The 26,572-nt window shown below is 69.7% G+C and carries 25 protein-coding genes and 1 tRNA gene; 15 read left to right on the top strand and 11 right to left on the bottom strand.

Annotated elements, in window-relative coordinates:
• The first annotated feature begins 35 nt into the window (after positions 1 to 35).
• Together DD542_RS22200 and DD542_RS22195 are read left to right on the top strand one after the other, a co-directional pair.
• Positions 36 to 125: transfer RNA gene (locus DD542_RS22200), tRNA-Ser, on the top strand.
• A 351-nt stretch (positions 126 to 476) separates the two neighbouring features.
• Positions 477 to 1,073, top strand: coding sequence for a hypothetical protein (locus DD542_RS22195; protein ID WP_127807104.1), 597 nt, complete (start codon positions 477 to 479; stop codon positions 1,071 to 1,073).
• 13 nt (positions 1,074 to 1,086) lie between these two features.
• Here DD542_RS22195 and DD542_RS22190 read toward each other — a convergent pair whose 3' ends face one another.
• Positions 1,087 to 1,968: a DUF364 domain-containing protein gene (locus DD542_RS22190; protein WP_127807103.1), complete on the bottom strand. Its 882-nt coding sequence runs from the start codon at positions 1,966 to 1,968 to the stop codon at positions 1,087 to 1,089.
• Positions 1,965 to 2,792, bottom strand: a complete 828-nt coding sequence (locus DD542_RS22185; RefSeq protein ID WP_127807102.1) for a helix-turn-helix transcriptional regulator — start codon at positions 2,790 to 2,792, stop codon at positions 1,965 to 1,967. Before DD542_RS22185 ends, DD542_RS22190 begins: the two co-directional genes overlap by 4 nt.
• 112 nt (positions 2,793 to 2,904) lie before the next feature.
• Here DD542_RS22185 and DD542_RS22180 point away from each other — a divergent pair, with 112 nt between their 5' ends.
• The 3 genes from DD542_RS22180 to DD542_RS22170 all read left to right on the top strand — a co-directional run bounded on the left by DD542_RS22180 (position 2,905) and on the right by DD542_RS22170 (position 5,726).
• Positions 2,905 to 3,306 (top strand): hypothetical protein, encoded by a 402-nt coding sequence (locus tag DD542_RS22180; RefSeq protein WP_127807101.1) that lies wholly within the window; start codon positions 2,905 to 2,907, stop codon positions 3,304 to 3,306.
• A 102-nt stretch (positions 3,307 to 3,408) separates the two neighbouring features.
• A complete protein-coding gene (locus tag DD542_RS22175) occupies positions 3,409 to 4,572 on the top strand; it encodes a YjgN family protein (protein WP_164868456.1) in 1,164 nt (387 codons plus the stop codon).
• Positions 4,573 to 4,583: 11 nt separating this feature from the next.
• Positions 4,584 to 5,726: a M48 family metallopeptidase gene (locus tag DD542_RS22170; protein WP_127807099.1), complete on the top strand. Its 1,143-nt coding sequence runs from the start codon at positions 4,584 to 4,586 to the stop codon at positions 5,724 to 5,726.
• A 7-nt stretch (positions 5,727 to 5,733) separates the two neighbouring features.
• Here DD542_RS22170 and yegQ read toward each other — a convergent pair whose 3' ends face one another.
• A complete protein-coding gene (yegQ, locus tag DD542_RS22165; RefSeq protein ID WP_127807098.1) occupies positions 5,734 to 7,113 on the bottom strand; it encodes a tRNA 5-hydroxyuridine modification protein YegQ in 1,380 nt (459 codons plus the stop codon).
• 113 nt (positions 7,114 to 7,226) lie between these two features.
• Between yegQ and DD542_RS22160 the strand changes: the two genes are divergently transcribed.
• The 7 genes from DD542_RS22160 to DD542_RS22130 all read left to right on the top strand — a co-directional run bounded on the left by DD542_RS22160 (position 7,227) and on the right by DD542_RS22130 (position 16,647).
• Entirely contained in the window at positions 7,227 to 10,127 is a 2,901-nt protein-coding gene (locus DD542_RS22160; RefSeq protein ID WP_241559623.1) for an aconitate hydratase, read from the top strand.
• Between the two features lie 65 nt (positions 10,128 to 10,192).
• Complete coding sequence (locus DD542_RS22155) at positions 10,193 to 11,125, top strand: trypsin-like peptidase domain-containing protein (RefSeq protein ID WP_127807096.1); 933 nt, start codon at positions 10,193 to 10,195, stop codon at positions 11,123 to 11,125.
• Between the two features lie 16 nt (positions 11,126 to 11,141).
• Positions 11,142 to 12,143: a MoxR family ATPase gene (locus DD542_RS22150; RefSeq protein WP_127807095.1), complete on the top strand. Its 1,002-nt coding sequence runs from the start codon at positions 11,142 to 11,144 to the stop codon at positions 12,141 to 12,143.
• 13 nt (positions 12,144 to 12,156) lie between these two features.
• Positions 12,157 to 13,185 carry a DUF58 domain-containing protein gene (locus DD542_RS22145; RefSeq protein WP_127807094.1) on the top strand — a complete coding sequence of 343 codons (1,029 nt, stop codon included), beginning with the start codon at positions 12,157 to 12,159 and terminating at the stop codon, positions 13,183 to 13,185.
• Entirely contained in the window at positions 13,182 to 14,249 is a 1,068-nt protein-coding gene (locus tag DD542_RS22140; RefSeq protein ID WP_066149801.1) for a VWA domain-containing protein, read from the top strand. The genes DD542_RS22145 and DD542_RS22140 overlap by 4 nt, the downstream gene beginning before the upstream one ends.
• A 168-nt stretch (positions 14,250 to 14,417) precedes the next feature.
• Positions 14,418 to 15,641 (top strand): FAD-dependent monooxygenase, encoded by a 1,224-nt coding sequence (locus DD542_RS22135; protein ID WP_127807093.1) that lies wholly within the window; start codon positions 14,418 to 14,420, stop codon positions 15,639 to 15,641.
• A 22-nt stretch (positions 15,642 to 15,663) separates the two neighbouring features.
• The gene (locus DD542_RS22130) at positions 15,664 to 16,647 is read left to right on the top strand and encodes a tripartite tricarboxylate transporter substrate binding protein (protein WP_079366996.1); all 984 of its coding nucleotides are present in this window, start codon (positions 15,664 to 15,666) and stop codon (positions 16,645 to 16,647) included.
• Here the strand turns inward: DD542_RS22130 and DD542_RS22125 are convergent.
• Genes DD542_RS22125 through kynB form a run of 4 tightly spaced genes read right to left on the bottom strand, consistent with a single transcriptional unit; the run spans position 16,634 to position 20,553 of the window.
• Positions 16,634 to 17,725 (bottom strand): crosslink repair DNA glycosylase YcaQ family protein, encoded by a 1,092-nt coding sequence (locus DD542_RS22125; protein ID WP_127807092.1) that lies wholly within the window; start codon positions 17,723 to 17,725, stop codon positions 16,634 to 16,636. The genes DD542_RS22130 and DD542_RS22125 overlap by 14 nt on opposite strands.
• A 17-nt stretch (positions 17,726 to 17,742) precedes the next feature.
• The gene (gene kynA / locus DD542_RS22120) at positions 17,743 to 18,621 is read right to left on the bottom strand and encodes a tryptophan 2,3-dioxygenase (protein WP_127807091.1); all 879 of its coding nucleotides are present in this window, start codon (positions 18,619 to 18,621) and stop codon (positions 17,743 to 17,745) included.
• A gap of 11 nt (positions 18,622 to 18,632) precedes the next feature.
• Complete coding sequence (kynU, locus tag DD542_RS22115) at positions 18,633 to 19,907, bottom strand: kynureninase (protein ID WP_127807090.1); 1,275 nt, start codon at positions 19,905 to 19,907, stop codon at positions 18,633 to 18,635.
• 19 nt (positions 19,908 to 19,926) lie between these two features.
• Positions 19,927 to 20,553 carry an arylformamidase gene (gene kynB / locus DD542_RS22110; protein WP_127807089.1) on the bottom strand — a complete coding sequence of 209 codons (627 nt, stop codon included), beginning with the start codon at positions 20,551 to 20,553 and terminating at the stop codon, positions 19,927 to 19,929.
• A gap of 191 nt (positions 20,554 to 20,744) precedes the next feature.
• On the opposite strand from kynB, the gene DD542_RS22105 reads away from it, so the two are divergent.
• The 3 genes from DD542_RS22105 to DD542_RS22095 are packed head-to-tail and all read left to right on the top strand — an operon-like array spanning position 20,745 to position 23,109.
• Complete coding sequence (locus tag DD542_RS22105; protein ID WP_079367123.1) at positions 20,745 to 21,053, top strand: FeoA family protein; 309 nt, start codon at positions 20,745 to 20,747, stop codon at positions 21,051 to 21,053.
• Complete coding sequence (feoB, locus tag DD542_RS22100; protein WP_127807087.1) at positions 21,050 to 22,924, top strand: ferrous iron transport protein B; 1,875 nt, start codon at positions 21,050 to 21,052, stop codon at positions 22,922 to 22,924. The genes DD542_RS22105 and feoB overlap by 4 nt, the downstream gene beginning before the upstream one ends.
• Entirely contained in the window at positions 22,921 to 23,109 is a 189-nt protein-coding gene (locus DD542_RS22095) for a hypothetical protein (protein ID WP_127807086.1), read from the top strand. Before feoB ends, DD542_RS22095 begins: the two co-directional genes overlap by 4 nt.
• 6 nt (positions 23,110 to 23,115) lie before the next feature.
• On the opposite strand, the gene DD542_RS22090 is transcribed toward DD542_RS22095, so the two are convergent.
• Genes DD542_RS22090 through DD542_RS22075 form a run of 4 tightly spaced genes read right to left on the bottom strand, consistent with a single transcriptional unit; the run spans position 23,116 to position 26,558 of the window.
• The gene (locus DD542_RS22090; protein WP_127807085.1) at positions 23,116 to 24,045 is read right to left on the bottom strand and encodes a class I SAM-dependent methyltransferase; all 930 of its coding nucleotides are present in this window, start codon (positions 24,043 to 24,045) and stop codon (positions 23,116 to 23,118) included.
• A gap of 12 nt (positions 24,046 to 24,057) precedes the next feature.
• Positions 24,058 to 24,378: a YkgJ family cysteine cluster protein gene (locus DD542_RS22085; protein ID WP_079366989.1), complete on the bottom strand. Its 321-nt coding sequence runs from the start codon at positions 24,376 to 24,378 to the stop codon at positions 24,058 to 24,060.
• Positions 24,379 to 24,386: 8 nt separating this feature from the next.
• Positions 24,387 to 25,334, bottom strand: a complete 948-nt coding sequence (gene argF / locus DD542_RS22080) for an ornithine carbamoyltransferase (protein ID WP_127807084.1) — start codon at positions 25,332 to 25,334, stop codon at positions 24,387 to 24,389.
• Positions 25,335 to 25,352: 18 nt separating this feature from the next.
• Positions 25,353 to 26,558, bottom strand: a complete 1,206-nt coding sequence (locus DD542_RS22075) for an aspartate aminotransferase family protein (protein ID WP_066149836.1) — start codon at positions 26,556 to 26,558, stop codon at positions 25,353 to 25,355.
• Between the last annotated feature and the right edge of the window lie 14 nt (positions 26,559 to 26,572).

Genomic DNA, 26,572 nt, shown 5'->3' with positions numbered 1-26,572 from the left:
AACGCCCTGCAGCCTGCTACAATCGCAGGCTTCGCGGAGAGGTGGATGAGCGGTTTAAGTCGCACGCCTGGAAAGCGTGTGTGGGCTAATCCCCACCGCGGGTTCGAATCCCGCCCTCTCCGCCACGATCAACATAGGCCCCTTGTGGGCCTTTGTTTTTTAAGGACTTTTTGGAAATCAACAGCTTGCGGTAGGTCGTCATGGGTGTCGGCGCCGACTGAATCTTGACCCACCCTGCCGATTGAACTTTGACCCAGGGCTGGTGGCCGGAACCGCGTGATAGCAATGCCCCGCAACTCACGTTGCGAGGCATTGTGCACAGCTCTTCAGCGTCTTGTTAGTGTTCTGACACGGACTGTTCGGGGCCGTTTTTCATGGCTGGTGACGGTTTGGCACAGGGTGGCCGCCGCTAACATCCGGCCCGGACGTGGCGGGACGTCCTGCCACGCCTTTCAATACATCAGGAGGAACTCACAATGAACAAGCCATTCCGCTATCCCGCGCTGAGCCGTCGCCAGCTGGGTCTGGGTCTTCTGTCCGGCCTCGGGCTGGCGCTGACCGGTTGTGGTGGTGGCGATGACGGCGACGACCAGCCGCTCTCCGCCGCCTTCAACGACCTGCGCGCCGGCATGACCCGGGACGATGTGCAGCGCCTGGTCAACCGGGCGCCGGTGTCCGGTACCTCGGCCTCGGTGCTGCGCTGGGAGACCGATACAGAAATCCTGGAGGTGACTTTCTCCGGCGACCGGATCGCGACGGCCCGCTGGACCGACCGCACCACCGGGCGCTCCTATCTGCGCACCTTCCGCTTTGCGGGCAATGGCGGTGGCGGCACCGGCACCCTCTACCAGGCCTTCCTGGCCTTGCGCCCTGGCATGACCCGGGGGGAAGTGATCCAGCGGGTGCCCGTGGCCGTGTCGCAGGGGGGCACCACCAGCCAGGTGCTGTGGATCGATGGTGAGGAGGCGCTGGGCGTGCGCTTCAACGGCTCCTCCGACGGTTCCACCATCACCTTTGCGCAATGGGGACTGTCCATCGCGGCGGGCAGCCGCAACGAAACGCGCACCTTCTGATCGGGTGTCCGTTTCAGGCCGGGCCGCCCGTGAAGGCCGCCCAGCCCGGCCAGCCGTCGCGCGCAATCGCAAACTTGCGGCTGGCAGAACTCCACGACGCACCGGTGGCCATGGCCTCGGCGAAGGATGCGCCATCGATCACCTGGGTGCCGCCCAGCAGGCTCACCCCGCGCTCGAACAGTGCGTCAGGCCAGAGGCCGGCCGAAGGGCCGATGACGGCGAAGCGTGTGGCGTTCGGTGCCGCCGCCAGCATCTCGTCCAGAGAATCGTTGAGCAGCATGGTCGAGGTGCCGACCACGGTGTTGCAGGCGGCCAGCGGCGAGCGGTCCAGCGTGATGTGCACCTTCGGAAAACGCTCCCGCTGCCGCGCCACCATCTCCGCGTTCATCTCCACCACGGTCAGGCGTCCGCCGGCTTCGTCGACACGCCGCACCAGCGGCGGGAAGAAGCCGATCATGCCCAGGTGGTCCTGCGGACCGAGCACCACATCGCCCAGCGAGTTGCCGGCCGGCGGTGGCGTGTAGCCGATGCGTCGCCAGACCGAGTCGGTCAGCGCGTTGACCGCGGCCAGCGCGACCGCGCGCTCCACCTCGTCGCCACCGGCCAGCCGCTGCGCCAGTGCCATCGGGTCGGCGCCCGCCAGCGCGTCGTGCCGGTCGCTGCCGTGCCGGGCGAGCAGGTGGTCGAGCGTGCCCCCGAGCAGGATGTAGGACAGGCCGAAGGCGCCGTCTTCCAGCTCGATGGCGCAGAACTCGGCGTCGTGTTCGCCCGGTTCGCCGGGGCGCTGCGGGATGTGCAGGCGCCGGACCTTCGGACTCGGCCATCGGGTGGCGATGGCGGCGAGCTGCTGGAGCAGGGCGGTGGAGATCGGAGTCCGGTTCTGGCGCTGGTTCATGCGGCCATGGTAGCGGCGAGCGCGCGCAGCGCCTGTGCCGTGGCTTCGTCGCCGGGAAAGAAGGTCTCCAGCGCCAGCTCCTGCAAGGTGATGTCGGCGGGCGAGCCGAACACGGTGGTGGTGCTGATCAGGTGCAGCACGCCGGCCGGGGTATGGACCAGGAAGGGCATCAGCACCCCCGGGTGCTCGCCGGCCAGGCGCGCGGCGGACCCCGGCGCCTGCCCCGGGTAGGCGCGCAGCTCGGCGAGCAGGTCCGCCAGGGCCTCGTCGCCGGTGGCGCGGATCTGCTGCTGCAGCCGCGCGAACAGGTGCTCGCGCCACTGGTCGAGGTTGGCAATGCGCGGCGCCAGGCCGCCTGGGTGTAGGCTCACGCGCAGCAGGCTCACCGGCGGCTGCAGCAGGGCCGGGTCGACGCCGCTCAGCAGCGGCGCGACCATGCGGTTGGACAGCACCATGTGCCAGTGGCGGTCGAAGGCCACGGCGGGCCAGGGTTCGTGGCTGTCGAGGATGTGCTGCACCGCTCGCCGCGCCGCGTCCATCACCGGCTCGTCCAGCCGCTGTTCGCGGTACATGGGCGCGTAGCCGGCCGCCACCAGCCACGTATTGCGCTCGCGCAGCGGCACTGCCAGCCGTTCGCACAGGCGCAGCACCAGCTCGCGGCTGGGGCTGGCTTTGCCGGTCTCGACACAGCTCAGGTGCCGGGTCGAGAGCTCGGCGTCGAGCGCGAGGTCCTGCTGGCTGAGGTGGCGCAGCTGGCGCCAGTGGCGCAGGTGGTCGCCGACCGAGAGGCGGCTGCTGGCGTGGGGAAGGGCGGCGTTCGACATGGGCACATGGTAGGCCCGGACGCCGCTTGAACCATGACCTGCGAGGTCATGGACGCCATGCCCTGCGGCGCCGAGCATCGGGCTCCCATCGTTTCACTTCAAGGAGTCCACCATGTTCACCATCTCTGCTTCCACCCTGCGCCGCGTGCTCTGGCTCGATGCCGCCAGCGGCCTGGGCATGGGCCTGTCCCATCTGGCGCTGTCCGAACCGCTGTCCGGCTGGACCGGCATTCCGGCCGCCTGGCTGCAGGTGGCGGCGCTGGTCGTGTTCGGCGCGGCCTCACTGGCCGGCTGGCTCGCGAGCCGGGCCGAACCCCCGGCTGGCGGCGTCAGGCTGCTGGCGGCGGGCAACTTCGCCTGGGTCGCGGCGAGCCTCTGGCTGGCCTTCGGTGCCGGCCTGCCGCTGACCGTACTGGGCCTGGGTTGGGTGCTGGTGCAGGCGCTGCTGGTGCTGGTCATGGCCGAGCTGGAGTGGGCCGGTGCCCGCCGGGCGCAGGGCCTGGCGATGGCCTGAGCCCTCGGCCCGCCGGGCGGGTTCCAGGAGGCGACAGCCGCGGCGGGACGCGGGTGGCGGGCGGGCACAATGCCGCGTCTGTCACCACTGTCCCGCTGTCACATGCCCTTCAACGACAACCACGTCGAGCCTTCCACCGTCGCCACCGTCCGCCGCCTGCCCATCGAATTCACCGGCTCCGGCAGCGAGTACTTCCGCATCTGGATCGTCAACCTGCTGCTGCTCCTGGTCACCCTGGGCCTGTACTGGCCCTGGGCCAAGGTGCGGCGGCAGCGCTACTTCTGGGGCAACACCCTGGTCGACGGCGATCCGCTGGGCTTTCACGGCGACCCCAAACAGATGTTCAAGGGCTGGGCGCTGGTCGGGGTGCTGTTCGTGCTCTACAACTGGGCCAGCAGCTTCTCCGCCGTGGCGAGCCTGGTGGCCTTCGTGGCGCTGGCCGCGCTGTGGCCCGCCCTGTGGCGCTCGTCGATGGCCTTCCGCATGGGCAACACCAGCTGGCGGGGCCTGCGGTTCCGCTTCGTGGGCTCGCTGCGCGACGCCTACCTCGCGCACCTGCCGCCGTTTCTGGTGGTGCTGCCGATGGTGCTGCTGACCTTTGCCATCCCCGAAGACCCGGAGCAGGCCCCGCCCGAATGGGTGATGGCGTCCTTCGGTGGGGCGTTTGTGCTGCTGGTGCTGACGCTGCCGTGGCTGCTGTGGCGCATGAAGGCCTACCAGCACCGGCACTACGCGCTCGGCCCCTTGCAGACCGATTTCCGCGCCAGCGTGGGTTCGTTCTACCTGCTGGCGATCAAGCCCTTCCTGCTGTTCGCCGGGGTGATGGGGCTGATCGCGCTGTACGTCGTCACCAGCTTCGGCAGCGCCGACGCGCTGGGCGGCTTGCTGGGCGAGATGATGTGGGTGCTGCCTGTCCTGGTGGTCGGCTTCTGGGTGCTCATGTTCCTGGGCATCGGTCCCTGGATCACCACCCGCCTGCAGAACCTGGTCTGGACCAAGACCGGCAATGGCCAGATGCGCTTCATCAGCCAGCTGCGTTTTCGCGACATGCTCTGGCTGAGCGTCAAGAACGGGCTGCTGATCGGCATTACCCTGGGGCTGTACTGGCCCTTCGCCAAGGTGGCCATGGCGCGCCTGCGGCTGGAGGCGGTGCACGTGCGCACCGTCACCGACATGCAGGCCCTGCTGGCTGCGGAACATGATCGGCCCGCCGAGGCGGCGGGTGACGCGGCCGGCGATTTCTTCGGTCTGGACGTGGGCCTCTGAACACGACCCGCATGGATGCCTCTACCCCGCCCGCCAACCGGGGCCTCACGGTCCGCTATTTCGACGGCCGCAGCAGCCGGCCACGTGGGGTGCAGGCCACGCTCGCAGCGGGCCGGCTGCACCTGAAGGGGCCGGACGTGGACCGCACGATCGAGGCCCGGCGGGTGCAATGGCCCGAGCGCACGCGGCGCGGGCCCCGCATCGCCCAGCTGCCCGACGGCGGCAGCATCCAGTCCGACGACGCGGCGGCCTGGGACGCCTGGGTCCGCGATGCGGGTCACGTGGAATCGGTGGTGGTGCGGCTGCAGCAGAGCTGGCGCGGCGTGCTGGCCAGCCTGCTTCTGCTGGTGGCGGTGAGCGCGGCGGGCTACGTCTGGGGCCTGCCCTGGGCGGCGCGTGCGGTGGCCGACCGCTTCCCGGAAGGTGTCGAGCAGCAGATCGGCGAGACGGTGCTGGATCAGGTCGACGATTTGTTGAAGCCCAGCCAGCTGAGCGCCCAGGAGCAACAGGCCATCGAGCAGGCCTGGCAGCGGGTGCTGCGCGCGCACACGGCGGCCCAGGCAGCGCGCGGCGTGGCGGTGCGGCCCTCGCGCCTGCTGATCCGCGCCAGCGAGGACATCGGCCCCAACGCGCTGGCTCTGCCGGGCGGCACCATGCTGCTGACCGACGACATGGCGCGGCTGCTGCAGCACGACACCGAGGTGATCGCGGGCGTGCTGGCGCACGAACTGGGCCATGTGCAGCATCGGCATGGCGTGCGCATGCTGGTGCAGGTGGGCGTGCTGGGCTTCGTCACCTCGACGCTCTGGGGCGACTACAGCGGCGTGCTGGCCACGGTACCGCTCTGGCTGGGCCAGGCCCACTACTCGCGCGAGGCCGAGCGCGAGGCCGACGCCTACAGCGTGACCGTGCTGCGCGACGCGGGTCTGTCGCCAGCGGTGATGACCCGGCTGTTCGAGCGCTTTGCGCTGTTCAAGCGCTGCGGCGACGACATCCTCAAACCCGTGCCGGCGGGCAGCGCGCCGGTGTGCAAGGCCGAGCAGAAGACGGGCTCCGACGGCGATGAGGACATGGGCGGCTTCTGGGGCCTGGGCTTCGCCTCGCACCCGGCAGACGAGGACCGCACCGCCTTCTTCCGCGACGCGGCGCGCTGAAAGCCAATCAGGCGATCAACCGGGCGATCAGCGCGCCTTCGCTGGGCGCCGCCAGAGGCACCCAGACCTTGATGGGGCTGCCCTGGGCCACGTCGATGGCCTCGCCGTCCTGGTTGCGCATGGCGTCCAGCTGCACCACGCGGTTGCCGCTGGGGTGGATGACTTCCAGCCGGTCACCGACGGCGAAGCGGTTCTTGGTCTCGACCTGTGCCCAGCCGTCTTCGCGCACCTGCAGCACCTCGCCCACGAACTGGCTGCGGTGGCTTTCGCTGTGGCCGGTGATGTAGTTCTGGTAGTCCTGCGCCGGGCGGCGCTCCATCAGGCCGCCGGTGTAGCCGCGGTTGGACAGACCTTCGAGTTCGAGCAGCAGCTCGGGGTTGAACGGCTTGCCGGCCACGGCGTCGTCGATGGCGCGGCGGTAGACCTGCGCGGTGCGCGCCACGTAGTAGTGGCTCTTGGTGCGTCCCTCGATCTTGAGCGAGTCGATGCCCATGGCGGCCAGCTTGCCCACGTGCTCGACGGCGCGCAGGTCCTTGCTGTTCATGATGTAGGTGCCGTGCTCGTCTTCCATGATGGGCATCAGCTCGCCGGGGCGGCCGGCTTCCTCGATCAGCCAGACCTTGTTGGCCTCGGGGTGGCGCTGGCCGCTGCCGGTGGTCGAGAAGGCGCTGGCGGCTTCCTCGTCTTCCTGCGCGAAGTTGAAGCCGTCGAGCTTAGCCACCGGGGCAGCGTCGCCGGTGTCGGTGTCGGTGGTCGCGGCCTGGGTCTTGTATTCCCAGCGGCAGGCGTTGGTGCAGGTGCCCTGGTTGGGGTCGCGCCGGTTGAAGTAACCGCTGAGCAGGCAGCGGCCCGAATAGGCGATGCACAGCGCGCCGTGCACGAAGACTTCCAGCTCGATGTCCGGGCAGTCGTTGCGGATCGCCTGCACCTCGTCCAGGCTCAGCTCGCGGCTGAGGATGATGCGGGTCACGCCCTGCTTCTGCCAGAACTTCACCGCCGCGCTGTTGGTGGTGTTGGCCTGCACCGAGAGGTGGATCGGCACCTCGGGCCAGAGGCCTTTTTCCATCTGCTCGCGCACCAGCATGATCAGGCCGGCGTCGGCCATGATCAGCGCGTCGGGCCTGAGTTCCACCACCGGCTGCAGGTCGCGCAGGTAGGTGCGCAGCTTGTCGTTGTGGGCGATCAGGTTGCTGGTGACGAAGAACTTCTTGCCGCGCTGGTGCGCCTCGGCGATGCCCTCCGCAATCTGTTCGAGGCGGAATTCGTTGTTGCGCGCGCGCAGGGAATAGCGCGGCTGGCCGGCGTAGACGGCGTCGGCGCCGAAGTTGTAGGCGGCGCGCATGCGGTGCAGCGAGCCGGCGGGCAGGAGCAGTTCGGGGGCTTTCATCAGGGTGTGGATTGTCCCGCATCGACCGGTTGTGTGCTTGCCGGATACCCGCGCGCCCCGCACAGGCATTCGCCCTGACCACAATGGGCCGCGTATTCCAAGGAGACGCCCCCGTGCCGAACACCCGCTTCCAGCATCCGTTTTCCAGCACTGTCAAGACCTTCCGCACCGCGTCCGGCAAGTCGGGGCGCTTCTATTCGCTGCCTGCCCTGGCGCAGCAGTTCCCCAATGTGAGCCGGCTGCCGGTGTCGCTGCGCATCGTGCTGGAGAGCGTGCTGCGTCACTGCGACGGCGAGAAGGTGCTGCCGGAGCAGGTGTCGCAGCTGGCCAACTGGCAGCCCAACGCACCCCGCACCGACGAGATCCCGTTCATGGTGGCGCGGGTGGTGCTGCAGGATTTCACCGGCGTGCCCCTGCTGGCCGACCTGGCCGCCATGCGCAGCACCGCGCAGCGCCTGGGCCACGATCCGAAGCGCATCGAACCCCTGGTGCCGGTGGACCTGGTGGTGGACCACTCGGTGATGGTGGACCACTACGGCACGAAGAACGCCCTGGACCTGAACATGAAGCTGGAATTCCAGCGCAACAAGGAGCGCTACCAGTTCCTCAAGTGGGGCATGCAGGCCTTCGAGACCTTCGGCGTGGTGCCGCCGGGCTTCGGCATCGTGCACCAGGTCAATCTCGAACACCTGGCGCGCGGCGTGCACCTCAAGGGCGGGCTCTACTACCCCGACACCCTGGTGGGCACCGACAGCCACACGACGATGATCAACGGCATCGGCGTGGTGGGCTGGGGTGTGGGCGGCATCGAGGCCGAGGCCGCCATGCTGGGGCAGCCAGTGGCCTTCCTCACGCCCGATGTGGTGGGCTTCGAGCTGACCGGCCGCCTGCGCGAGGGCTGCACCGCGACCGACCTGGTGCTCACCGTCACCGAGATCCTGCGCCAGCACAAAGTGGTGGGCAAGTTCGTCGAATTCTTTGGCGAGGGCACGGCCTCGCTGTCGCTGCCCGACCGCGCGACCATCGCCAACATGGCGCCCGAGTACGGCGCCACCATGGGCTTCTTCCCGGTCGACGGCAAGACCATCGACTACTTCCGAGGCACCGGCCGCAGCAGCGTCGAGATCGAGGCCTTCGAGGCCTACTTCCGCGCCCAGGGCCTGTTCGGTGTGCCGGGGGCCGCGGGGGCCTCTCAGGCGGCGGGCGACATCCACTACTCGCAGGTGGTGCGGCTGGACCTGGGGCAGGTGACGCCCAGCCTGGCCGGTCCCAAGCGCCCGCAGGACCGCATCGAACTCGGCCATGTGGCCCGGCAGTTCGCCGACCTGTTCAGCCGGCCCGCCGCCGAAAACGGCTTCAATCAGCCGGCGGCGCTGCTGCACACGCGCCACCAGCCCGATCCGGGTGAGCCGGCCGACACCCTGGCACCCGAGAACGCCACGCCCACCCCGCCTGGCGCACCACGCTTCGTGGCCGAGATGGAGGCCAACAAACCCGCGCGCGCCACCGCCCACGCCCCGGCCGATCCGCCCCTGCCTGCGGCGCAGAAGAAGCTGACCATCGGCAATGGCGATGTGCTGATCGCCGCCATCACCAGCTGCACCAACACGAGCAACCCCAGCGTGATGCTGGCCGCCGGGCTGCTGGCGAAGAAGGCCGTCGAGGCCGGGCTGAAGGTGCAGCCGCACATCAAGACCTCGCTCGCGCCAGGTTCGCGGGTCGTCACCGAGTACCTGACCAGAACCGGCCTGTTGCCGTACCTGGAGAAACTGGGTTTCGCCCTGGCCGGCTATGGCTGCACCACCTGCATCGGCAACGCGGGTGACCTGCGGCCCGAGATCGGCGAGGCCATCGCCCGGAACGACCTGGTCTGCGCGGCCGTGCTCTCGGGCAACCGCAATTTCGAGGCGCGCATCCATCCTCGGCTCAAGGCCAATTTTCTGGCCAGCCCGCCGCTGGTGGTGGCCTATGCCATCGCCGGTACCGTGCTGCGCGACCTCATGACCGAGCCGGTCGGCTTCGGCACCCGGGGCCAGGCGGTGTACCTGGGCGACATCTGGCCCTCCAGCGACGAGGTGCATGCGCTGATGAAGGCCGCGATGCACGGCAAGGCCTACCGGGAGAACTACGAGCGCATTGCCACCGAGCCGGGCCCGCTGTGGGAGCGCATCCGTGGCGTGGACGGGCTGGCCTACACCTGGCCCCAGAGCACCTACATCGCCGAGCCGCCGTTCTTCGACGGCTTCGCGCTGCAGGCGCCGGAACAGACCGACCCCGGCGTGCGCGCGGCGCGCGTCATGGCGCTGTTCGGCGACTCGATCACCACCGACCACATCTCGCCCGCGGGCTCGATTGCCGAAGCCTCGCCGGCCGGCCAGTGGCTGCTGGCCCACGGTGTGCAGAAGGCCGACTTCAACAGCTACGGCGCACGGCGCGGCCACCACGAGGTGATGATCCGCGGCACCTTTGCCAACGTGCGCATCAAGAACCTGATGCTGCCTGCTGGCCCCGACGGCTCGCGCGAGGAGGGCGGCTGGACGCTCTACCAGCACGAGGGCACGGGCCAGGGCCAGAAGATGAGCATCTACGACGCGGCCATGCGCTACCGCGCGGCCGGCGTGCCGACGGTGGTGTTCGCGGGCGAGGAGTACGGCACCGGGTCGAGCCGCGACTGGGCCGCCAAGGGCACGCAGCTGCTGGGCATCCGGGCGGTGGTGGCGCGCAGCTTCGAGCGCATCCACCGCAGCAACCTGGTGGGCATGGGCGTGCTGCCGCTGCAGTTTGCGCCGGGCGATTCCTGGGAGTCGCTGGGCCTGCGCGGTGACGAGCAGATCGACGTGCTGCCCCGGCCCGACCTGAGGCCGCTGAGCGAAGCCACCCTGGTGGTGACCCGCGCCGATGGCACGCGCCTGACCCGTCCGCTGGTGCTGCGCATCGACACGCCGGTGGAAGTGAACCAATTCCGGGCCGGCGGAATCCTCCCCTACGTGTTGAGGCAGTTGCTGGGCGCTTGAGCCCGGCGCCGCAAACCGGCATCATCCGTTCAACGCGCCCGCGCCGGGCGCATCAGGAGTCCGCCATGCGCCAGACCCCGCTCTACAGCCGATCGGCCCGCCCCGGCCCAGCGCCGGAGGCGGCGCGGGTGAAGAGCGATGTGGTCCAGGGCGAGGCGCCACCGGCACCGGCACCCGCAGCGCCCCGGCCGCACTGGCGCCAGCGGCTGGCCGGCGCCGGCCGGGACCACCGCGTGATCTGGAGTGCTTGGCTGCTGGTGCTGGCACTGCTGGGCGGTCTCTGGTGGCAGCAGTCCGCGAAGGCGCCCAGGGCCCTGACACAGAAGGACATCGACGCCGCCGTCCTGCGCACCCTCACCACCCAGAACCTGCCCTCGCGCGCCGCGCGCGCCGCCGAGAAGATCCGCCCCGCCGTGGTGCGTGTGGTGGCTTACGACAAGGACAAGAAGGGCGAGGAAGTGGAGCAGGGCGTGGGCACCGGGGTGGTGATCCAGGACGAGGGCATCATCCTGACCAATCTGCATGTGGTGCAGTCCGCCCAGGGCATCAAGCTGACCTTCGCCGACGGCAGCGAGTCCCGGGCCAGTGTGGCGGGCATTCAGGCCCAGCACGACCTGGCCGTGCTGCAGGCCCACACCATTCCCGACGACCTGCACGCGGCCACGCTGCGCACCACCGCGGACCTGGTGCCCGGCGATGAGGTGGTGGCGGTGGGCTTCCCCTTCGGCATCGGCCCCTCGACCTCGGCCGGCGTGATCTCCGGCCTGGGCCGCTCCTTCAAGTCGCCCGAGGGCACGCAGGAGATTGACAACCTGATCCAGTTCGACGCCGCCGCCAACCCCGGCAACTCCGGCGGACCGCTGGTCACCATGGATGGCGAGGTGGTCGGTGTGGTCACCGGCATCCTCAACCCGACCCGCGCCCGGACCTTCCTGGGCATCGGTTTTGCTGTGCCCATCGAGAGCGCGGCCTCCGCCGCCGGACTTCCTCCCTTCTGACACCAAGGAGCGTTTCATGAGCGACCACACCAGCCCCGACACCGCCCAGCTCATGGAGCAGATCCTCTACGAGGTCAAGCGCGTGGTGGTCGGGCAGGACCGGTTCCTGGAGCGCGTCATGGTTGCGTTGCTGGCGCAGGGGCACCTGCTGGTCGAGGGCGTGCCCGGCCTGGCCAAGACACTGACGGTCAAGACCCTGGCGAACGTTGTGCAGGGCCGCTTCAAGCGCATCCAGTTCACGCCCGATCTGGTGCCCGCCGACCTGGTGGGCACGCGCATCTACAACCAGAAGACGGGCGACTTCTCCACCGCGCTCGGCCCGGTGTTCGCCAACCTGCTGCTGGCCGACGAGATCAACCGCGCGCCGGCCAAGGTGCAGAGCGCGCTGCTGGAGGTGATGCAGGAGCGGCAGGTGACCATCGCCGGCGAGACGCACCGTGTGCCCGAGCCTTTCCTGGTGATGGCGACGCAGAACCCGATCGAGACCGAAGGCACCTACCCGCTGCCCGAGGCGCAGGTGGACCGCTTCATGATGAAGGTGCTGGTGGACTACCCGACCGACGAGGAGGAGTACGTCATCGTCGAGCGCGTCACCGGCCCGGCGGTGCAGGTCAACGCCGTGGCCACCACATACCAGCTGGCGGCGCTGCAGGCCCAGTGCCGCGAGGTGTATGTCGATCCTTCACTGGTGCAGTACGCGGTGAAGCTGGTGTCGGCCACACGCACGCCCGAGAGGCACGGGCTCAAGGACGTGGGGCGCCTGATCACCTACGGCGCCAGTCCGCGCGCCACCATCGGCCTGGTCGAAGGGGCGCGGGCGCTGGCCCTGCTGCGCGGCCGCAGCTACGCGCTGCCCGAGGACATGGTGGCCCTGGTGCCCGACGTGCTGCGCCACCGCGTGGTGCTGTCCTACGAAGGCCTGTCCGAAGGACTGAGCAGCGACGCCCTGATCGAGCGCATCATGAAGGCGGTGCCGGCCCCGGCCAAGCCGCTGGAGCACGAGCGCAAGGTGGCCTGACCGGAGCACCGCCATGCTGCTGAGCCTGTTCAAGCGAAAGGCGCCACCGCCACCGGCCGATCTGCCGGTGGACGACGGCGGGCGCACGGAAGCCTTGCTGCGGCGTCTGGAATGGACGGTCCTGAAACGGCTCGACGGCCTGCTGCAGGGCGACCACCGCACGCTGATGCGCGGCACCGGGCTGGACCTGGCGGACCTGCGCGAATACCAGCACCACGACGACGTGCGCCACATCGACTGGAACGTCACCGCGCGGCTGCAGACGCCGCACGTGCGCGTGTTCACCGAGGACCGCGAGATGGCCGCCTGGTTCCTGCTGGACCTCAGCCCCTCGGTCGATTTCGGCTCGGGCGAGCAGCGCAAGCGTGAGCTGCTGCAGGGCTTTGTCGGCGTGCTGGCGCGCCTGATCAGCCGCCACGGCAACCGCGTCGGCGCGATGCTCTATGGCGCGCGCGGTGGTGCCGCGGTCGACACCGTGCTGCCCGCGCGCGGCGGGCGCCTGCAGGTCTTGCGGCTCTTGCAGCTCATCGGCGCCGATGCCTCGGCGCCGCCCCCGCGTGGCACGAAGGAAGCGGGTGCCACCCGCCTGGCCGACCTGCTGCACGCCGCGACGCTCAGCGTGCGCCAGCGCTCCACGGTGTTCGTGGTGTCCGACTTCATCAGCGAGCCCGGCTGGGAGAAGCCGCTGGGTGAGCTGGCGCGGCGCCACGACGTGGTGGCGGTGCGCCTGCTGGACCCGCTGGAGCTGGAACTGCCCGACCTTGGCATGATCCCCATCCGCGACGCCGAAACCGGCGAGCAGCTGATGGTGGACACCGCCGACAAGGGCTTCCGCCAGCGCTTTGCCCGCCTGGCCGCGCAGCGCGAGGCCACGCTGCGCGAGAGCCTGGGCCGCGCTGGCGTGGACACGCTGGAGCTGTCCACCGGCGACGACCTGGCCGACGCCATCCTGCGTTTCGTGGACCTGCGCAAGCGCCGCAGCAGCCTGTGGCAGGGCCGGCCCGCCCACCTCGCGCCCACGCTTTCCGGAGCCGCCGCATGAAGGACCTGCCCGTCAACTTCCTCTGGCCGCAGTTCCTCTGGCTGCTGGCCGTGCTGCCCCTGCTGGTGCTGCTGTACTGGTGGATCCTGCGCCGCCGCAAGAAGGTGGCGCTGCGCTACGCCAGCCTGTCTATCGTGCGCGAAGCCATGGGCCGCACAACCGGATGGCGGCGCCACATCCCGCCCCTGCTGCTGCTGCTGGCGTTTGCCGCCATGCTGCTGGCCGCGGCGCGACCGGTGGCCACCGTCACGCTGCCCTCGACCCAGCAGACCATCATCCTGGCCATGGACGTCTCGGGCAGCATGCGCGCCACCGACGTGCAGCCCAACCGCCTGGTGGCCTCGCAGAACGCGGCCAAGGCCTTCCTCAAGGAGCTGCCGCGGCATGTGAAGGTGGGCATCGTGGCCTTTGCCGGCTCGGCCCAGGTGGTGCAGCCGGTCACGCTCAGCCGCGAAGACCTGAACGTCGCCATCGACAAGTTCCAGCTGCAGCGCGCCACGGCCATCGGCAGCGCCATCGTGGTCGCCCTCTCCGAGCTGTTTCCGGGCGAAGTCGATCTGGCCAGTGTGACCTACGGCCGTGCCAGCAACGACCCGTTCGCGCCGCAGGGCCGGGCCATCGACCAGCCGCAGACCGAGAAGAAACCGTTCGAGCCAGTGCCGCCGGGCTCCTACGGTTCGGCCGCGATCATCCTGCTGACCGACGGCCAGCGCACCACCGGTGTCGACACGGACGAGGCGGCCAAGATGGCGGCCGACCGCGGCGTGCGCGTCTACACCGTGGGTGTGGGCACGGTGGACGGCGAGGTGATTGGTTTCGAGGGCTGGTCGATGCGGGTGCGGCTGGACGAGGACACGCTCAAGGCGGTGGCGCGCGACACCAAGGGCGAGTACTTCTACGCCGGCACGGCCGAGAACCTCCAGCAGGTGTACGAGTCGCTGAGCACGCGGCTGACGGTGGAGAAGAAGGAGACCGAGGTCTCGGGCCTGCTGGCGCTGGCGGCGGCGGTGCTGGTTCTGTTGTCTGCGGGCTTGTCGCTGTTCTGGTTCAACAGGGTGCTGTAGCCCCCACGATCCGTCGCTGCGCGGGTCGCTGCCCCAGGACCGGGGAGGGCCCCGGTCCTTGCCGGGTCCGGGGGCTGGTCCGGCTTGGGGCGGCCCGGCGCCGGACCGTCGCAAACAACCCTGACATTCGTCAACGCCGGCGGGTGGCGCACCGGCACAATCGCCGCCATGAATCAAAAGGTCGTCGTCGCCGGTGGCGGCATCGGTGGGCTGGCGTGTGCGCTGGCCCTGTCGCGCGCTGGCGTGGGGGTGGACCTGCTGGAGCAGGCCGCCGCGTTCGGTGAGGTGGGGGCCGGTCTGCAGCTTGGTCCCAACGCCGTCCGGGTGCTTGAGGCCTGGGGCCTGTCCGGTGCGCTGCGCGCCTGCGCAGCCTTCCCCGAGTCGCTGCAGGTGCGCGACGCGCACAACGCGGCCTCGCTGGGCATCCTCCGTCTGGGGGCCGTCAGCCGGGCGCGCTACGGCGCGTCCTACGCCACCATCCACCGCGCCGACCTGCACGGCCTGCTGCTCGAAGCGGTGCAACGCGAGCCCCGCATCCGGCTGCATCTGGACACCCGGCTGGCCGGGTACGAGGAGGCGGCCGACGGCCTGCGCGTGACCTGCGAGAGCGACGCCGTCTACGAGGCCGATGCCCTGGTCGGGGCCGACGGGCTCTGGAGCCGGGTGCGCATCGGCCTGCTGGGCAACCGGCCGGCGCGGGTGAGCGGCCACCTGGCCTACCGCGGCATGGTGGCGGCCAACGAGTTGCCGGACGTGATGCGAGCACCGGTGGTCACCGCCTGGCTTGGGCCCCGCCTGCACGTGGTGCACTACCCGGTGCGGCGCGGTGAGTGGTTCAACGTGGTTGCGGTGGTCGAGGGGCTGCTCGGTCGCGGCCACGGCGGCCCGCCCGGCAGCGACCCCCAGAGCTGGAGCCACCAGGCGCGGCAGGCCGACCTGTTGCGCGCGCTGGGGCCGGTCTGCCCGGACCTCAGGGCCATGCTCGACCGGGTGGGGGAGTGGAAGCTCTGGGCGCTGAACGACCGCTCGCCGGTGGCCGGACCCGGCGAACACGCCCGCGGCCGCGTGGCCCTGCTGGGCGATGCGGCCCACCCGCTGCGGCCCTACCTGGCGCAAGGAGCGGCCATGGCCATCGAAGACGCCTGGACGCTCGGTCGCCTGGCCGGCGCGGCCCAGGGCCCCATCGACTGGGCCACGCTGTTTGCGCGCTACGCGCAGACCCGCTGGCAGCGCAACGCGCGCGTGCAGGCCCGCTCGCAGCGCAACGGCACCATCTTCCACGCCAGCGGGGCCCTGCGCCTGGCGCGCAATGCGGCCATGGCGGTGCTGGGCGAATCGCTGATGGACAATCCCTGGCTGTACAGCGGGCCGCCCGATCCCCTCGCGGCCTGATCACTTTCCAAGGAGCCGACCCATGCCCAGCCAGCCACGCCGCCAAGCCATTGCCGCCACCATCGCCGCAGGGATGTTTTTTGCACTCGGTGCGTCGTCCACCTTCGCCCAGACCGCCTGGCCCAGCAAGCCGCTGAAGATGGTGGTCGGTTTCCCGGCCGGATCCTCGCCCGACCTGACCGCGCGCCTGCTGGCCGAGCCGCTGTCGCAGGCGCTGGGCCAGCCGGTGATCGTCGAGAACAAGGCCGGCGCGGGCGGCAACATCGGTGCCGACGCCGTGGCCCGCGCCACCGACGACCACACCATCGGGCTGATGATCAACGGCAACCTCACCATCGCCAAGATCCTCAACCCCGCCACCACCTACGACCCGCTCAAGGACCTGCAGCCGGTCTCGCTGATCGCGGTCTCGCCGCTGGTGCTGGCGGCGCCCGCAGGCGCACCGGTCGGCAAGGCCTTCTTCGACCAGGCCAAGGCGCAGGGCGACAAGCTCAACTACGGCACCCCCGGCGTGGGCACGGTGGCCCACCTGGGCATGGAACTGCTCAAGGCCAAGGCCGGCATTGCGCCGGTGCATGTGCCCTACCCGGGCAACCCGCAGGTGATCACCGGGCTGATCGGCGGCCAAGTCCAGATGGCGCTGCTGCCACCAGGACTGGCGATGGCCCAGGTCAAGGGCGGCAAGCTGCAGGCTGTCGGCGTCACATCCACGGGCCGCAGCAGCGTGGTGCCCGAGGTGGCGAGCCTGGCCGACGCGGGTGTGCAGGGTCTGCAGCTGGAGATCTGGAACGCGGTGGCCGCACCGGTGGGCATGCCCAAGGCCCATGTGCAGAAGCTGGCCACGCTGCTGGCCGAGATCGTGCGCCGCCCCGAGATCCGCCAGAAGATCCTGAACCAGGGCTGGCAGGTGGCGGGCACGTCGCCGGAAGGTCTGGCCAAGCGCATCGCCGCCGACACCGCGGCCATGGCCGACGTGATTCAGAAGAACAACATCAAGGCGAATTGACGCCGAGACAGGCGGCCATGTCCGCCAGCTCGGCATCCAGCGCCTGCCGGAACTCCTGGTCTTTCGGCGCCTGTCCATTGACATGGCCGATGTCGGCCTGCAGGCGCCCACCCACCACCGACAGGTTGCCCCAGCCGATCACTTCGTCGCGCCACAGCAGCGGCAGCGCGTAGTAGCCGCGCACGCGCTTCGCGGGCGGGGTGTAGGCCTCGAAGCGGTAGGCCCAGCCCCAGAGGCGCTCGAAGCGGCCGCGGTCCCAGACCACGGGGTCGAAGGGGGCGAGCAGGCGCACGCGCTCTTCCACTTTCCAGCGGCGCGCGGCGGGGTCTTCGCCCTCAGGCCAGAACCAGCGCACGCCGTCCAGCTCGGCATTCGGCAGGCGCTGGGTGGCGCGTTGCAGCGCCGCGCGCAACAGGCCCTTCCACTGCGGCACCGCGTGCTGCAGCATGGCCACCAGCTGGCGCAGGCCGGGCTGGGGCAGGGGCGCGTACTTGTTCACCAGCACGTCCACCAGCCGGTCCAGCGTGGCGGGCACATCGTCGGGCGCGGTCTGCGGCTGGTGAGCCGTATAGAGGCGGATGCCGTTGTCGCGCCGCGCCACGCGCAGCAGGCCGCGGTAATGCATCGCGTCCAGCAGCTGGGTGCTGGCCTTGGACCGACCACCGAAGCCGTTGGTGGTGTGGCCGTGGGCGAAGTGCTCGTCCACCTCGCGTGGGTGGGCCTCGCCGCGTGCGTGCACGAAGTGCCAGACCGCCTCGGCCTGCGCCCAGCGTTCGGCGGGCCATTCGCGCAGCGCGCTGCGCGGGTGCATGAGCGCGTGCAGCTCGGGTGTGACGAAGCCGTAGTTGACGAAGAAGTCCTCTTCGATCGCGAGCTTCGGGTAACGCCGTTCCAGGTCGCCCACCCGGTAGCCCTGGACTCGGTGGCGCAGCGTCAGGTCCTGTGCGCGGGTGGGCGAACGGATCGGGTCGGCCTGCACAAACCCCAGGCGATCGATGGCTTTGGGCAGGGTGGTGGGGGCGAAGAGGCTGCGCGCCACGGCGTGGCGGCGCAGGTGGGCGAGGGTGATGGCGGCCATGCGCCATCATGCCGGAGTCAGAGTGCTGTTCTGAGTGTCCAGATCTCGGGGAACAGCACCACGTCCAGCATCTTGCGCAGGTAGCTCACGCCACCGGTGCCGCCGGTGCCGCGCTTGAAGCCGATCACGCGCTCGACCGTGGTCACGTGGCGGAAGCGCCAGAGGCGGAACGCATCCTCCAGGTCGGTGAGTTCTTCGCCGAGCTGGTAGAGGTCCCAGTGCTGCCTGGGGTTGCGATAGACCTGCAGCCAGGCCTGCTCGACCGCCTCGTTGGCCTCGTAGGGCTGGGTCCAGTCGCGCTGCAGATGCGAGGCCGGCACCGCGATGCCGCGGCGCGCCAGCAGGCGCAGGCTCTCGTCGTACAGCGAGGGCGCTTCGTAGGCCGCCTGCACCATGGCCGCGCGCTCCGGGTGGTGCGCATGGGGCTTGAGCATGGCGGCGTTCTTGTTGCCCATCGCGAACTCGATGCAGCGGTACTGGAAGCTCTGGAAGCCGCTGGAGTGACCGAGGTAGGGCCGGATGGCGCTGTACTCGGGCGGTGTCATGGTGGCCAGCACGTCCCAGGCGTGCACCAGCTGTTCCATGATTTTCGAGACGCGCGCCATCTGCTTGAAGGCGGGGTTCAGCTCGTCGGCCGCGATGTTGCGGATCGCGGCGGTCAGCTCGTGCAGCATCAGCTTCATCCAGAGTTCGCTGGTCTGGTGCTGCACGATGAACAGCATCTCGTCGTGCGCGGGTGAGAGCGGCTTCTGCGCGGTCAGGATGGCGTCAAGCTGCAGGTAGTCGCCGTAGCTCATGTCGTGGCTGAAATCCAGCTGCGCCTTCTCGTCGCGCACGATGGATTCGGTGGCCGAGGCGGGCGTGCTGCCGCCGGTGTCGTGGTAGGGGCAGGTCATGGCGTCTCCTCTCAGGTCACCGCATGTTTCTGGTTGAACTCGGGGCGCTTCCACTCGCCCGATTCGAGCACCTGCTTCAGGTACTCGACCGCGTTCCACACGTCGACAAAGCCGATGTACAGCGGCGTGAAGCCGAATCGCAGGATGTCCTTGTGGCGCCCGCCGTCGCCGGCGCGGTAGTCGCCGATCACGCCGCGCGCGATCAGGGCCTGCACGATGGCGTACGCCCCTTCGTCTCGGGTCAGACAGACCTGGGAACCGCGCAGCGCGTGTTCCCGTGGCGTCGCCAGACCCAGGCCGTGGCCCGCGCAGCGCTCTTCGACGAGTTGAATGAAGAGGTCGGTCAGCGCCAGCGACTTGGCGCGCAGCGCGGCCATGCCGCCGAAGGGCTCGGCGCCCAGCACGGTGTCCACACCGCATTCCAGCGCGGCCAGGCTGATCATGGGTTGCGTGCCGCACTGGTAACGCGTGATGCCCGGTGCGGGCTGGTAGTCGGGCGTGAAGGCGAAGGGCGCGGCGTGGCCCCACCAGCCGGCCAGCGGTTGCCAGAAGCGGTCGGCGTGCAGCGGGTTGACCCAGACGAAGGCGGGCGCGCCGGGGCCGCCGTTGAGGTACTTGTAGCCGCAGCCGACCGAGAAGTCGGCCTTGGCCTTCTTCAGGTCCACCGGCACCGCGCCCGCGCTGTGCGCCAGGTCCCACACGGTCAGGATGCCCTCGGCGTGCGCGGCCGCGGTCACGGCCGCCATGTCGTGCATGGCGCCGGTGCGGTAGTTCACGTGCGTGAGCATGAGGATGGCGACCTCGGCGGTCAGCGAGGCGGCAATCTCCTCGGGCTCGACCAGCACCAGTTCCATGTCGTGCTGCTTGCACAGCGCCTCGGCGATGTAGAGGTCGGTCGGGAAGTTGCTGCGCTCGCTCACGATGCGCTTGCGCTGGGGTGCGTCGGCGGCGGCGATGTTCATGGCCGCGCTCAGCACCTTGAACAGGTTGACCGAGGTGCTGTCGGTGGCCACCACCTCGCCCGGGCCGGCGCCGATCAGTCGGGCAATCTTGTCGCCCACCTTGCCCGGCATCTGGAACCAACCGTGCTTGTTCCAGCTTTGAATCAGGTCGGTGCCCCATTCCTGCGTCACCACCTGGGCCACGCGGCCGGGGGCGGCCCGCGGCATCACGCCCAGCGAGTTGCCGTCGAGGTAAATGGTGTCGACGGGCAGGTTGAACTCGTCGCGCAGGTCGCGCAGCGGGTCCTGGATGTCCCTCTGCAGGCAGTCTTCTTTGGTGGTCATCGGTGGGTCTCCTTCGGGTTCACAGTTCACGCAACACCGCGCGCACCGGGCTGGCGTCGGCGGTGGTCAGCTTCATGGGCAGGGCAATCAGCTCGTAGTCGCCCTCGGGCACGTCGTCCAGCAGCAGGTTCTCCAGCACGCGCAGGCCGCGCCGGCGGATGGTCTGGTGGCTGTCCAGGGTCTTGCTCTCGGCCGGGTCGATGCTGGCGCTGTCGATGCCGATCAGCACCACGCCGCGGTCGGCCAGCAGGGCCACGGTCTCGGGTGCGAAGGCGGGCAGGGCGGTATCGAAGCGGTCCTGCGGCATGCGCTCGTAGACCCTGACCAACACCCGTGGCGGGAGGCCGTCCATCGCGTGCGCGATGTGCTCCGGCCGCACCAGCGGCCCGCAGCCGATGGCGTGGACCACCCGGCACGGGCCGATGAAGGCCTGCAGGTCCACAGCGCCGATGGCCGCGCCCTCGGGGTCGTAGTGCAGCGGCGCGTCGGCGTGGGCGCCCACGTGCGGGCTCAGCGTGATGGCACTCACGTTGACCGGGCAGCCGGGGCCGATGCGGGCCACCCACTGTTGCGAATAGGCCGTGTCGCCCGGAAACACGGGCGATCCGGCATGCACAGGAGGGGAAATGTCCCAGAGCTTTTTCATGGTTAGCGGAAGGTAGCACCCACGAAAAAACCGTGGTGTCGGTTATTCCCAACGATCAGACAATAATTTAAACCTAAAGCAAATCGGATGCAGGGCAAAGAAATCCGGCCAGACTTTGATTAAAAGCAAATGAGAACCACTCTCGTTTGATTACATTGAAAACATCTCTTCTTCCAATGTCGGGTTCCACCATGTCCACTGCCCCGTCCCCTTCCTGCACCGGCGCCTGCCCGGACGCCCGCGACACCGCGCCGCGTACCCTCGACGCCTGGCCCCTGCGCACCCCGGCGCTGCTGCAGGGTTTTGCGACGGTGCACGACCCCGAGGTTCGCCGGACCCTGCACCGCCTGGCCGAGATCGGCTTCCTGCCCGGCGAGGTGGTCGAAATCGTGGCGCGCGCCGGCGGCCGTGGTGGGCCGATCGCCGTGCGCGTGGGTGGCTCGACCTTCGCGCTGCGGGCCCACGAGGCGGCGCTGCTGCGCGTGCGGGAGGCGGCATGAACGGCGCTGTGGCACTGCCCCGCCTGGCGCTGCTGGGCAACCCGAACTGCGGCAAGACCGCGCTGTTCAACCTGCTCACCGGTGCGCGCCAGAAGGTCGCCAACTACGCCGGCGTGACGGTCGAGCGCAAGCAGGGCTGGCTGGAAACCCCGCAGGGCCGGCGGGCCCAGGTGCTGGACCTGCCGGGCACCTACAGCCTGGAGCCGCTGAGCCAGGACGAGTCGGTCACGCGCGACGTGGTCACCGGCCGGCTGCCCGGCGAGGCGCGGCCCGACCTGCTGGTCTGCGTGGTCGACGCCACCCACCTGCGGCTGAACCTGCGCCTGGTGCTCGAAGCCCAGGCGCTGGGCCTGCCGATGGTGCTGGTGCTGAACATGGCCGACGTGGCGCAGGCGCGCGGCGTGCGCATCGACATGGATCGCCTGGCGGAGGAGCTGGGCCTGCCGGTGGTCCCGGCCGTGGGTGTGCAGCGCGACGGCGCCCAGGCCCTGCTGCGCCAGCTCGACGAGCTGATGGCGGCCGGTCTGCCGCCAGCGCAAGCACCCGGCGACCTGGGCGTGGCGACCGACCCCGGGCACCTGAACCTGCGCGTGCGCACGCTGCTGGCCGCGGTGCTGGACGAGCCGCCGCGCCGCTGGACCGCCGACGACCGCATCGACCGCTGGGCGCTGCACCCGGTCTGGGGCTATGCGCTGCTGGCAGGCCTGCTGCTGCTGATGTTCCAGGCGGTGTTCGCCTGGGCCGCCTGGCCCATGGACCTGATCGAGGCCGGCATGGGCTGGCTGGGCGAACAGGTGGCTGCGCACATGGCCGAGGGGCCGCTGCGCAGCCTGCTGGTCGACGGCGTGATCGCGGGCGTGGGCGGCGTGCTGGTGTTCCTGCCGCAGATCCTGGTGCTGTTCCTGTTCATCTTCCTGCTCGAAGATTCGGGGTATCTGCCGCGCGCGGCTTTCCTCATGGACCGGCTGATGGGCAGCGTGGGGCTCTCGGGCCGCTCGTTCATTCCACTGCTGTCCAGCTTCGCCTGCGCGGTGCCGGGCATCATGGCCACGCGCACCATCAGCCACTGGCGCGACCGCTGGCTGACCATCCTGGTGGCGCCGCTGATGACCTGCTCGGCGCGGTTGCCGGTGTATGCGCTGCTGATCGGCGCTTTCGTGCCGCAGCGCACGGTGGCGGGCCTGTTCAACCTGCAGGGTCTGGTGCTGTTCGGCCTGTACGCGCTGGGCATCGCCAGCGCGATGGCGGTCGCCTTCATCGTCTCGCGCCGCGGCGCCGGCGGCCGGTCGACGCCGCTGCTGATGGAACTGCCGGCCTATCGCTGGCCCAGCGCGCGCAACATCGCCCGTGGCCTGTGGGAGCGCGCGCTGATCTTCATCAGGCGCGTGGGCGGGATCATCCTGGCGCTGATGGTGCTGCTGTGGTTCCTCTCCAGCTACCCGGCGCCGCCTGAGGGATTCACCGGCGCGGCGGTCGAGGCCAGCTTCGCCGGCCGCCTGGGCCTGTTCCTGGCACCGCTGTTCGCGCCGCTGGGCTTCGACTGGCGCATCGTGGTGGCACTGATCCCCGCGATGGCGGCGCGCGAGGTCGTGGTCGCGGCGCTGAGCACGGTCTACGCGCTGAGCGCCAGCGGCGACCAGGTGGCCGACGCGCTGGGGGGCCTGATTGGCAGCCAGTGGTCGCTGGCCACGGCGCTGTCGCTGCTGGTGTGGTTCGTCTACGCGCCGCAGTGTGTGGCCACGCTGGCGGCCATCCGGCGCGAGGCGGGCGGCTGGCGCCACGCGGCCATCGTCACGGTCTACCTGTTCGCCCTGGCCTGGGCGGCCTCGTGGCTCACCTACCGGCTGGTGCTGGCCTGGAGCGGTTCATGAACATCCAGTTTCTGATCGTCTTGCTGTGCGTGGGGGCTGCCCTGGTGTTCCTGCTGCGGCCCTGGTGGCGCCGTGTGCGCGCCGGTTCGCAGCAGCCGGCCAAGGCGGCGGGTGCCGAGGCCCCACCGTCCTCGGCCTGCGGAGCCTGCAAGGGCTGCAGTGGCCGCTCGGGCGGCTGCCACTGACGAGCGTCAGGCCAGCGCCGGCAGCCGCACCACCAGCACCTTGAGCGCGCGGTCGGGCGACACGTCGGCAAAGGCGGCGGGGTTGGGCAGGCGCTGCTCGATCACCAGTACCGGCGCTTCGGCGGCCAGCTGGTCGCGCAGGAACTGCTCGGGAATCTCCGGCGCGTTCAGGCAGAGCAGGGCACGGCCGCCGGGCTTGAGCAGGTCGGGCAGGCGGCGCAGCAGGCGCGGCCAGTCCTTGGTCGCCACGAAGCTGCCCTTCTGATAGCTCGGTGGGTCGGCGACCACCAGGTCGTATGGCCCCATTCGCGTGACCTTGCCCCAGGAGCTGAACAGGTTGTGCGCCAGGAACTTCGCGCGGCCGTGCATGCCGTTGAGCTGGTGGTTCTGCTGGCCGGTGGTCAGCGCACCCTGCGCCATGTCGAGGTTGACCACTTCCTTCGCACCGCCCTGCAGTGCGGCCACCGAAAAGGCGCAGGTGTAGGCGAACAGGTTGAGCACCTTGGCGCCGTTCGCGTGGGCGCGCACCCAGCGCCGGCCTTCGGCCATGTCGAGGAACAGGCCGTGGTTCTGGCCGCGCTGAACCTGCACGCGGTAGCGCGCACCGTCTTCGGTCACCACATGCGGATCGGGCACGCCGCCGGCCATCACGTCGGTGACGGGGCGGCTGACCGGCCCATCGGGCTGGCGGCGCTGGAACACCCAGTTCAGCGGCTGGCCGGGTGCGACTTGGGCCTGCCGGGCGGCCAGCGCCGCACCCACGGCACGGGCCTCGTCGTCGGTGGCCTCGCCGAACTTGGTGAGCACCCACACAGGCGGGTACCAGTCCAGTGCCCAGTCTTCGCAGCCGGGGTGCAGGCCGCCGCGGCCATGGAACAGGCGTTGCGCGTCGGAGCCCGGTGTGGCGCGGGCGATGGCGTCGAGCAGAGCTTGCATTGGGGCGCGTGTTCAGAGAGACCGGCCATCGCCCAGGGCAGGCAGGCCGTGGCGGCGGCGCGCCGACGCACAGGCGTCGCTGCCTTCCTCGAACTCGCGGCAGGGGCTGGGTCGCCATTCGTAGATCCCGCAGGTCGCCTTCTGGCCCACGGGGCCGTACAGCGCCGCGCAGCGCGGGCGGCCGTGGTCCGTGCCGCGCATGCGGCTGATGCCGTCGGTCACCGGCACCCACAGGCCATCGGGCACGCTGCCGCCTTCGGATTGCGTCTCGAACACCGAGAAGTCCACGCGGAAGCTGGCGCAGCAGGCGCCGCAGGTCGTGCAGGCGCTCACGGGGCGGCTCAGGCCAGGTGGCCCAGCAGCAGGTATTCCATCAGCGCCTTCTGCACGTGCATGCGGTTCTCGGCCTCGTCCCAGACCACGCTCTGCGGGCCGTCGATGACCTCGGCGGTCACTTCCTCGCCGCGGTGGGCGGGCAGGCAGTGCATGAACAGCGCGTCGGGCTGGGCCACGGCCATCATGGCCTCGTCCACGCACCACTGCTTGAAGGCGGCACGGCGCACCTCGTTCTCGGCCTCGTAGCCCATGCTGGTCCACACGTCGGTGGTCACCAGGTCGGCGCCCTGGCAGGCTTCCTTTGGGTCCTTGAATACCTTGTAGCAGGCCGGGTTGCTGATGCCGGCCAGCTTCGCGTCCACCTCGTAGCCGCTGGGCGTGCTCACGTGCACCGTGAAGCCCAGCAGCTCGGCCGCCTGCAGCCAGGTGTTGGCCATGTTGTTGCCGTCGCCCACCCAGGCCACCACCTTGCCGCGGATGGCGTCCAGCGGGTCGCCGCTGGGGGCCGGGCGGTACTCGGTCAGCGTGAACAGGTCGGCCAGGATCTGGCAGGGGTGGAACTCGTTGGTCAGTCCGTTGATGACCGGCACGCGCGAGAACTGCGCGAACTTCTCCAGCTTGTCCTGGCCGAAGGTGCGGATCATCACGATGTCGACCATGCGGCTGATCACGCGCGCGCTGTCTTCAATCGGCTCGGCGCGGCCGAGCTGGCTGTCGCCGGTGGTCAGGTGCACCACCGAGCCGCCCATCTGGTACATGCCGGCCTCGAAGCTCACGCGGGTGCGCGTGCTGGCCTTCTCGAAGATCATGGCCAGGGTGCGGTCCGGGTCGGCGAAGGGCTGGTACTTCTCGACCGCCTTGAACTTGGCCTTGATGAAGGCGGCGCGGCGCAGCAGGTAGCCGTATTCCTCGGCGCTGAAATCCTTGAACTGCAGGTAGTGGCGGATGCTCATGCGGTGCGCTCCGGGCGGTCAGCCCTGTTCTTTCAGGAAGGTCTCGATGATCGGCAGCAGGCGGGCGACAATTTCGTCGGCCTCGGCGCCGCTGATGATCAGCGGCGGCACCAGTCGGATCACGTTGTCGGCCGTGACCGACAGCAGCAGGCCGGCGTCGGCCGCGCGCTGCGTGATCACGCCGCAGGGCTGCTCCAGCTCGATGCCGATCATCAGGCCTTGGCCGCGCACCTCTTTCACGCCCTTCTTGCCCATCAGGGCGGTGACCAGTTTGGTCTGGATCAGCGTGCCCATCCTGGCGGCGTTCTGCAGCAGGCCGTCTTCTTCCATGATGCGGATGGTCTCGATGCCCGCGCGCATGGACAGCGGGTTGCCACCGAAGGTGGTGCCATGGTTGCCCGGACCGAAGATGTTCGCGGCCTTGGGGCCGGCGACGACGGCGCCGATCGGCACGCCCGAACCCAGGCCCTTGGCCAGCGGCATCACGTCGGGTTTGATGCCGGCCCACTGGTGGGCAAACCACTTGCCGGTGCGGCCCATGCCGCACTGCACCTCGTCGATCATCATCAGCCAGTCGTTGGCGTCGCACAGCGCGCGCACGCCCTGCAGGTACTCGGCGCGCATGGGGTTGATGCCGCCTTCGCCCTGGATGGTCTCGAAAAACACGGCGACCACGTTCGGGTTGCCCTGGGTCGCTTTCTTCAGTGCCTCCAGGTCGTTGGCCGGCACGCGGATGAAGCCTTCGACCAGCGGGCCGAAGCCGGCCTGGACCTTGGGATTGCCGGTGGCCGAGAGGGTGGCGATGGAGCGGCCATGGAAGGCCTTCTCGTAGACCACGATCTGCGGCTTCTCGATGCCTTTGTCGTGGCCGAACTTGCGCGCCAGCTTGAGAGCGGCCTCGTTGGCCTCCAGCCCGGTGGAGCAGAAGAAGGCATTGGTCAGGCCCGAACGCTCCACCAGCAGCTTGGCCAGTTCTTCCTGGCCGGGCACGTGGTAGTAGTTGCAGCAGTGGATCATGTCCGCCACCTGCTGCTGCAGCGCTTTCACCAGTTTGGGGTGGCCGTGCCCCAGGGTGTTCACGGCGATGCCGGCCAGTGCGTCCAGGTACTCCTTGCCGTTGACGTCCCAGACGCGGCATCCCTTGCCGTGCGTCAGCGCGATCGGCAGGCGGCCGTAGGTGTTCATCACATGGGGCGAAGACGGAACGATGGGGGCGGCTTTCATGAGGGAACTCCGGA

Source organism: Hydrogenophaga sp. NH-16, from assembly GCF_004006415.1.
GTDB lineage: Bacteria > Pseudomonadota > Gammaproteobacteria > Burkholderiales > Burkholderiaceae_C > Hydrogenophaga > Hydrogenophaga pseudoflava.
This window is presented reverse-complemented; position numbering and strand designations above follow the sequence as displayed.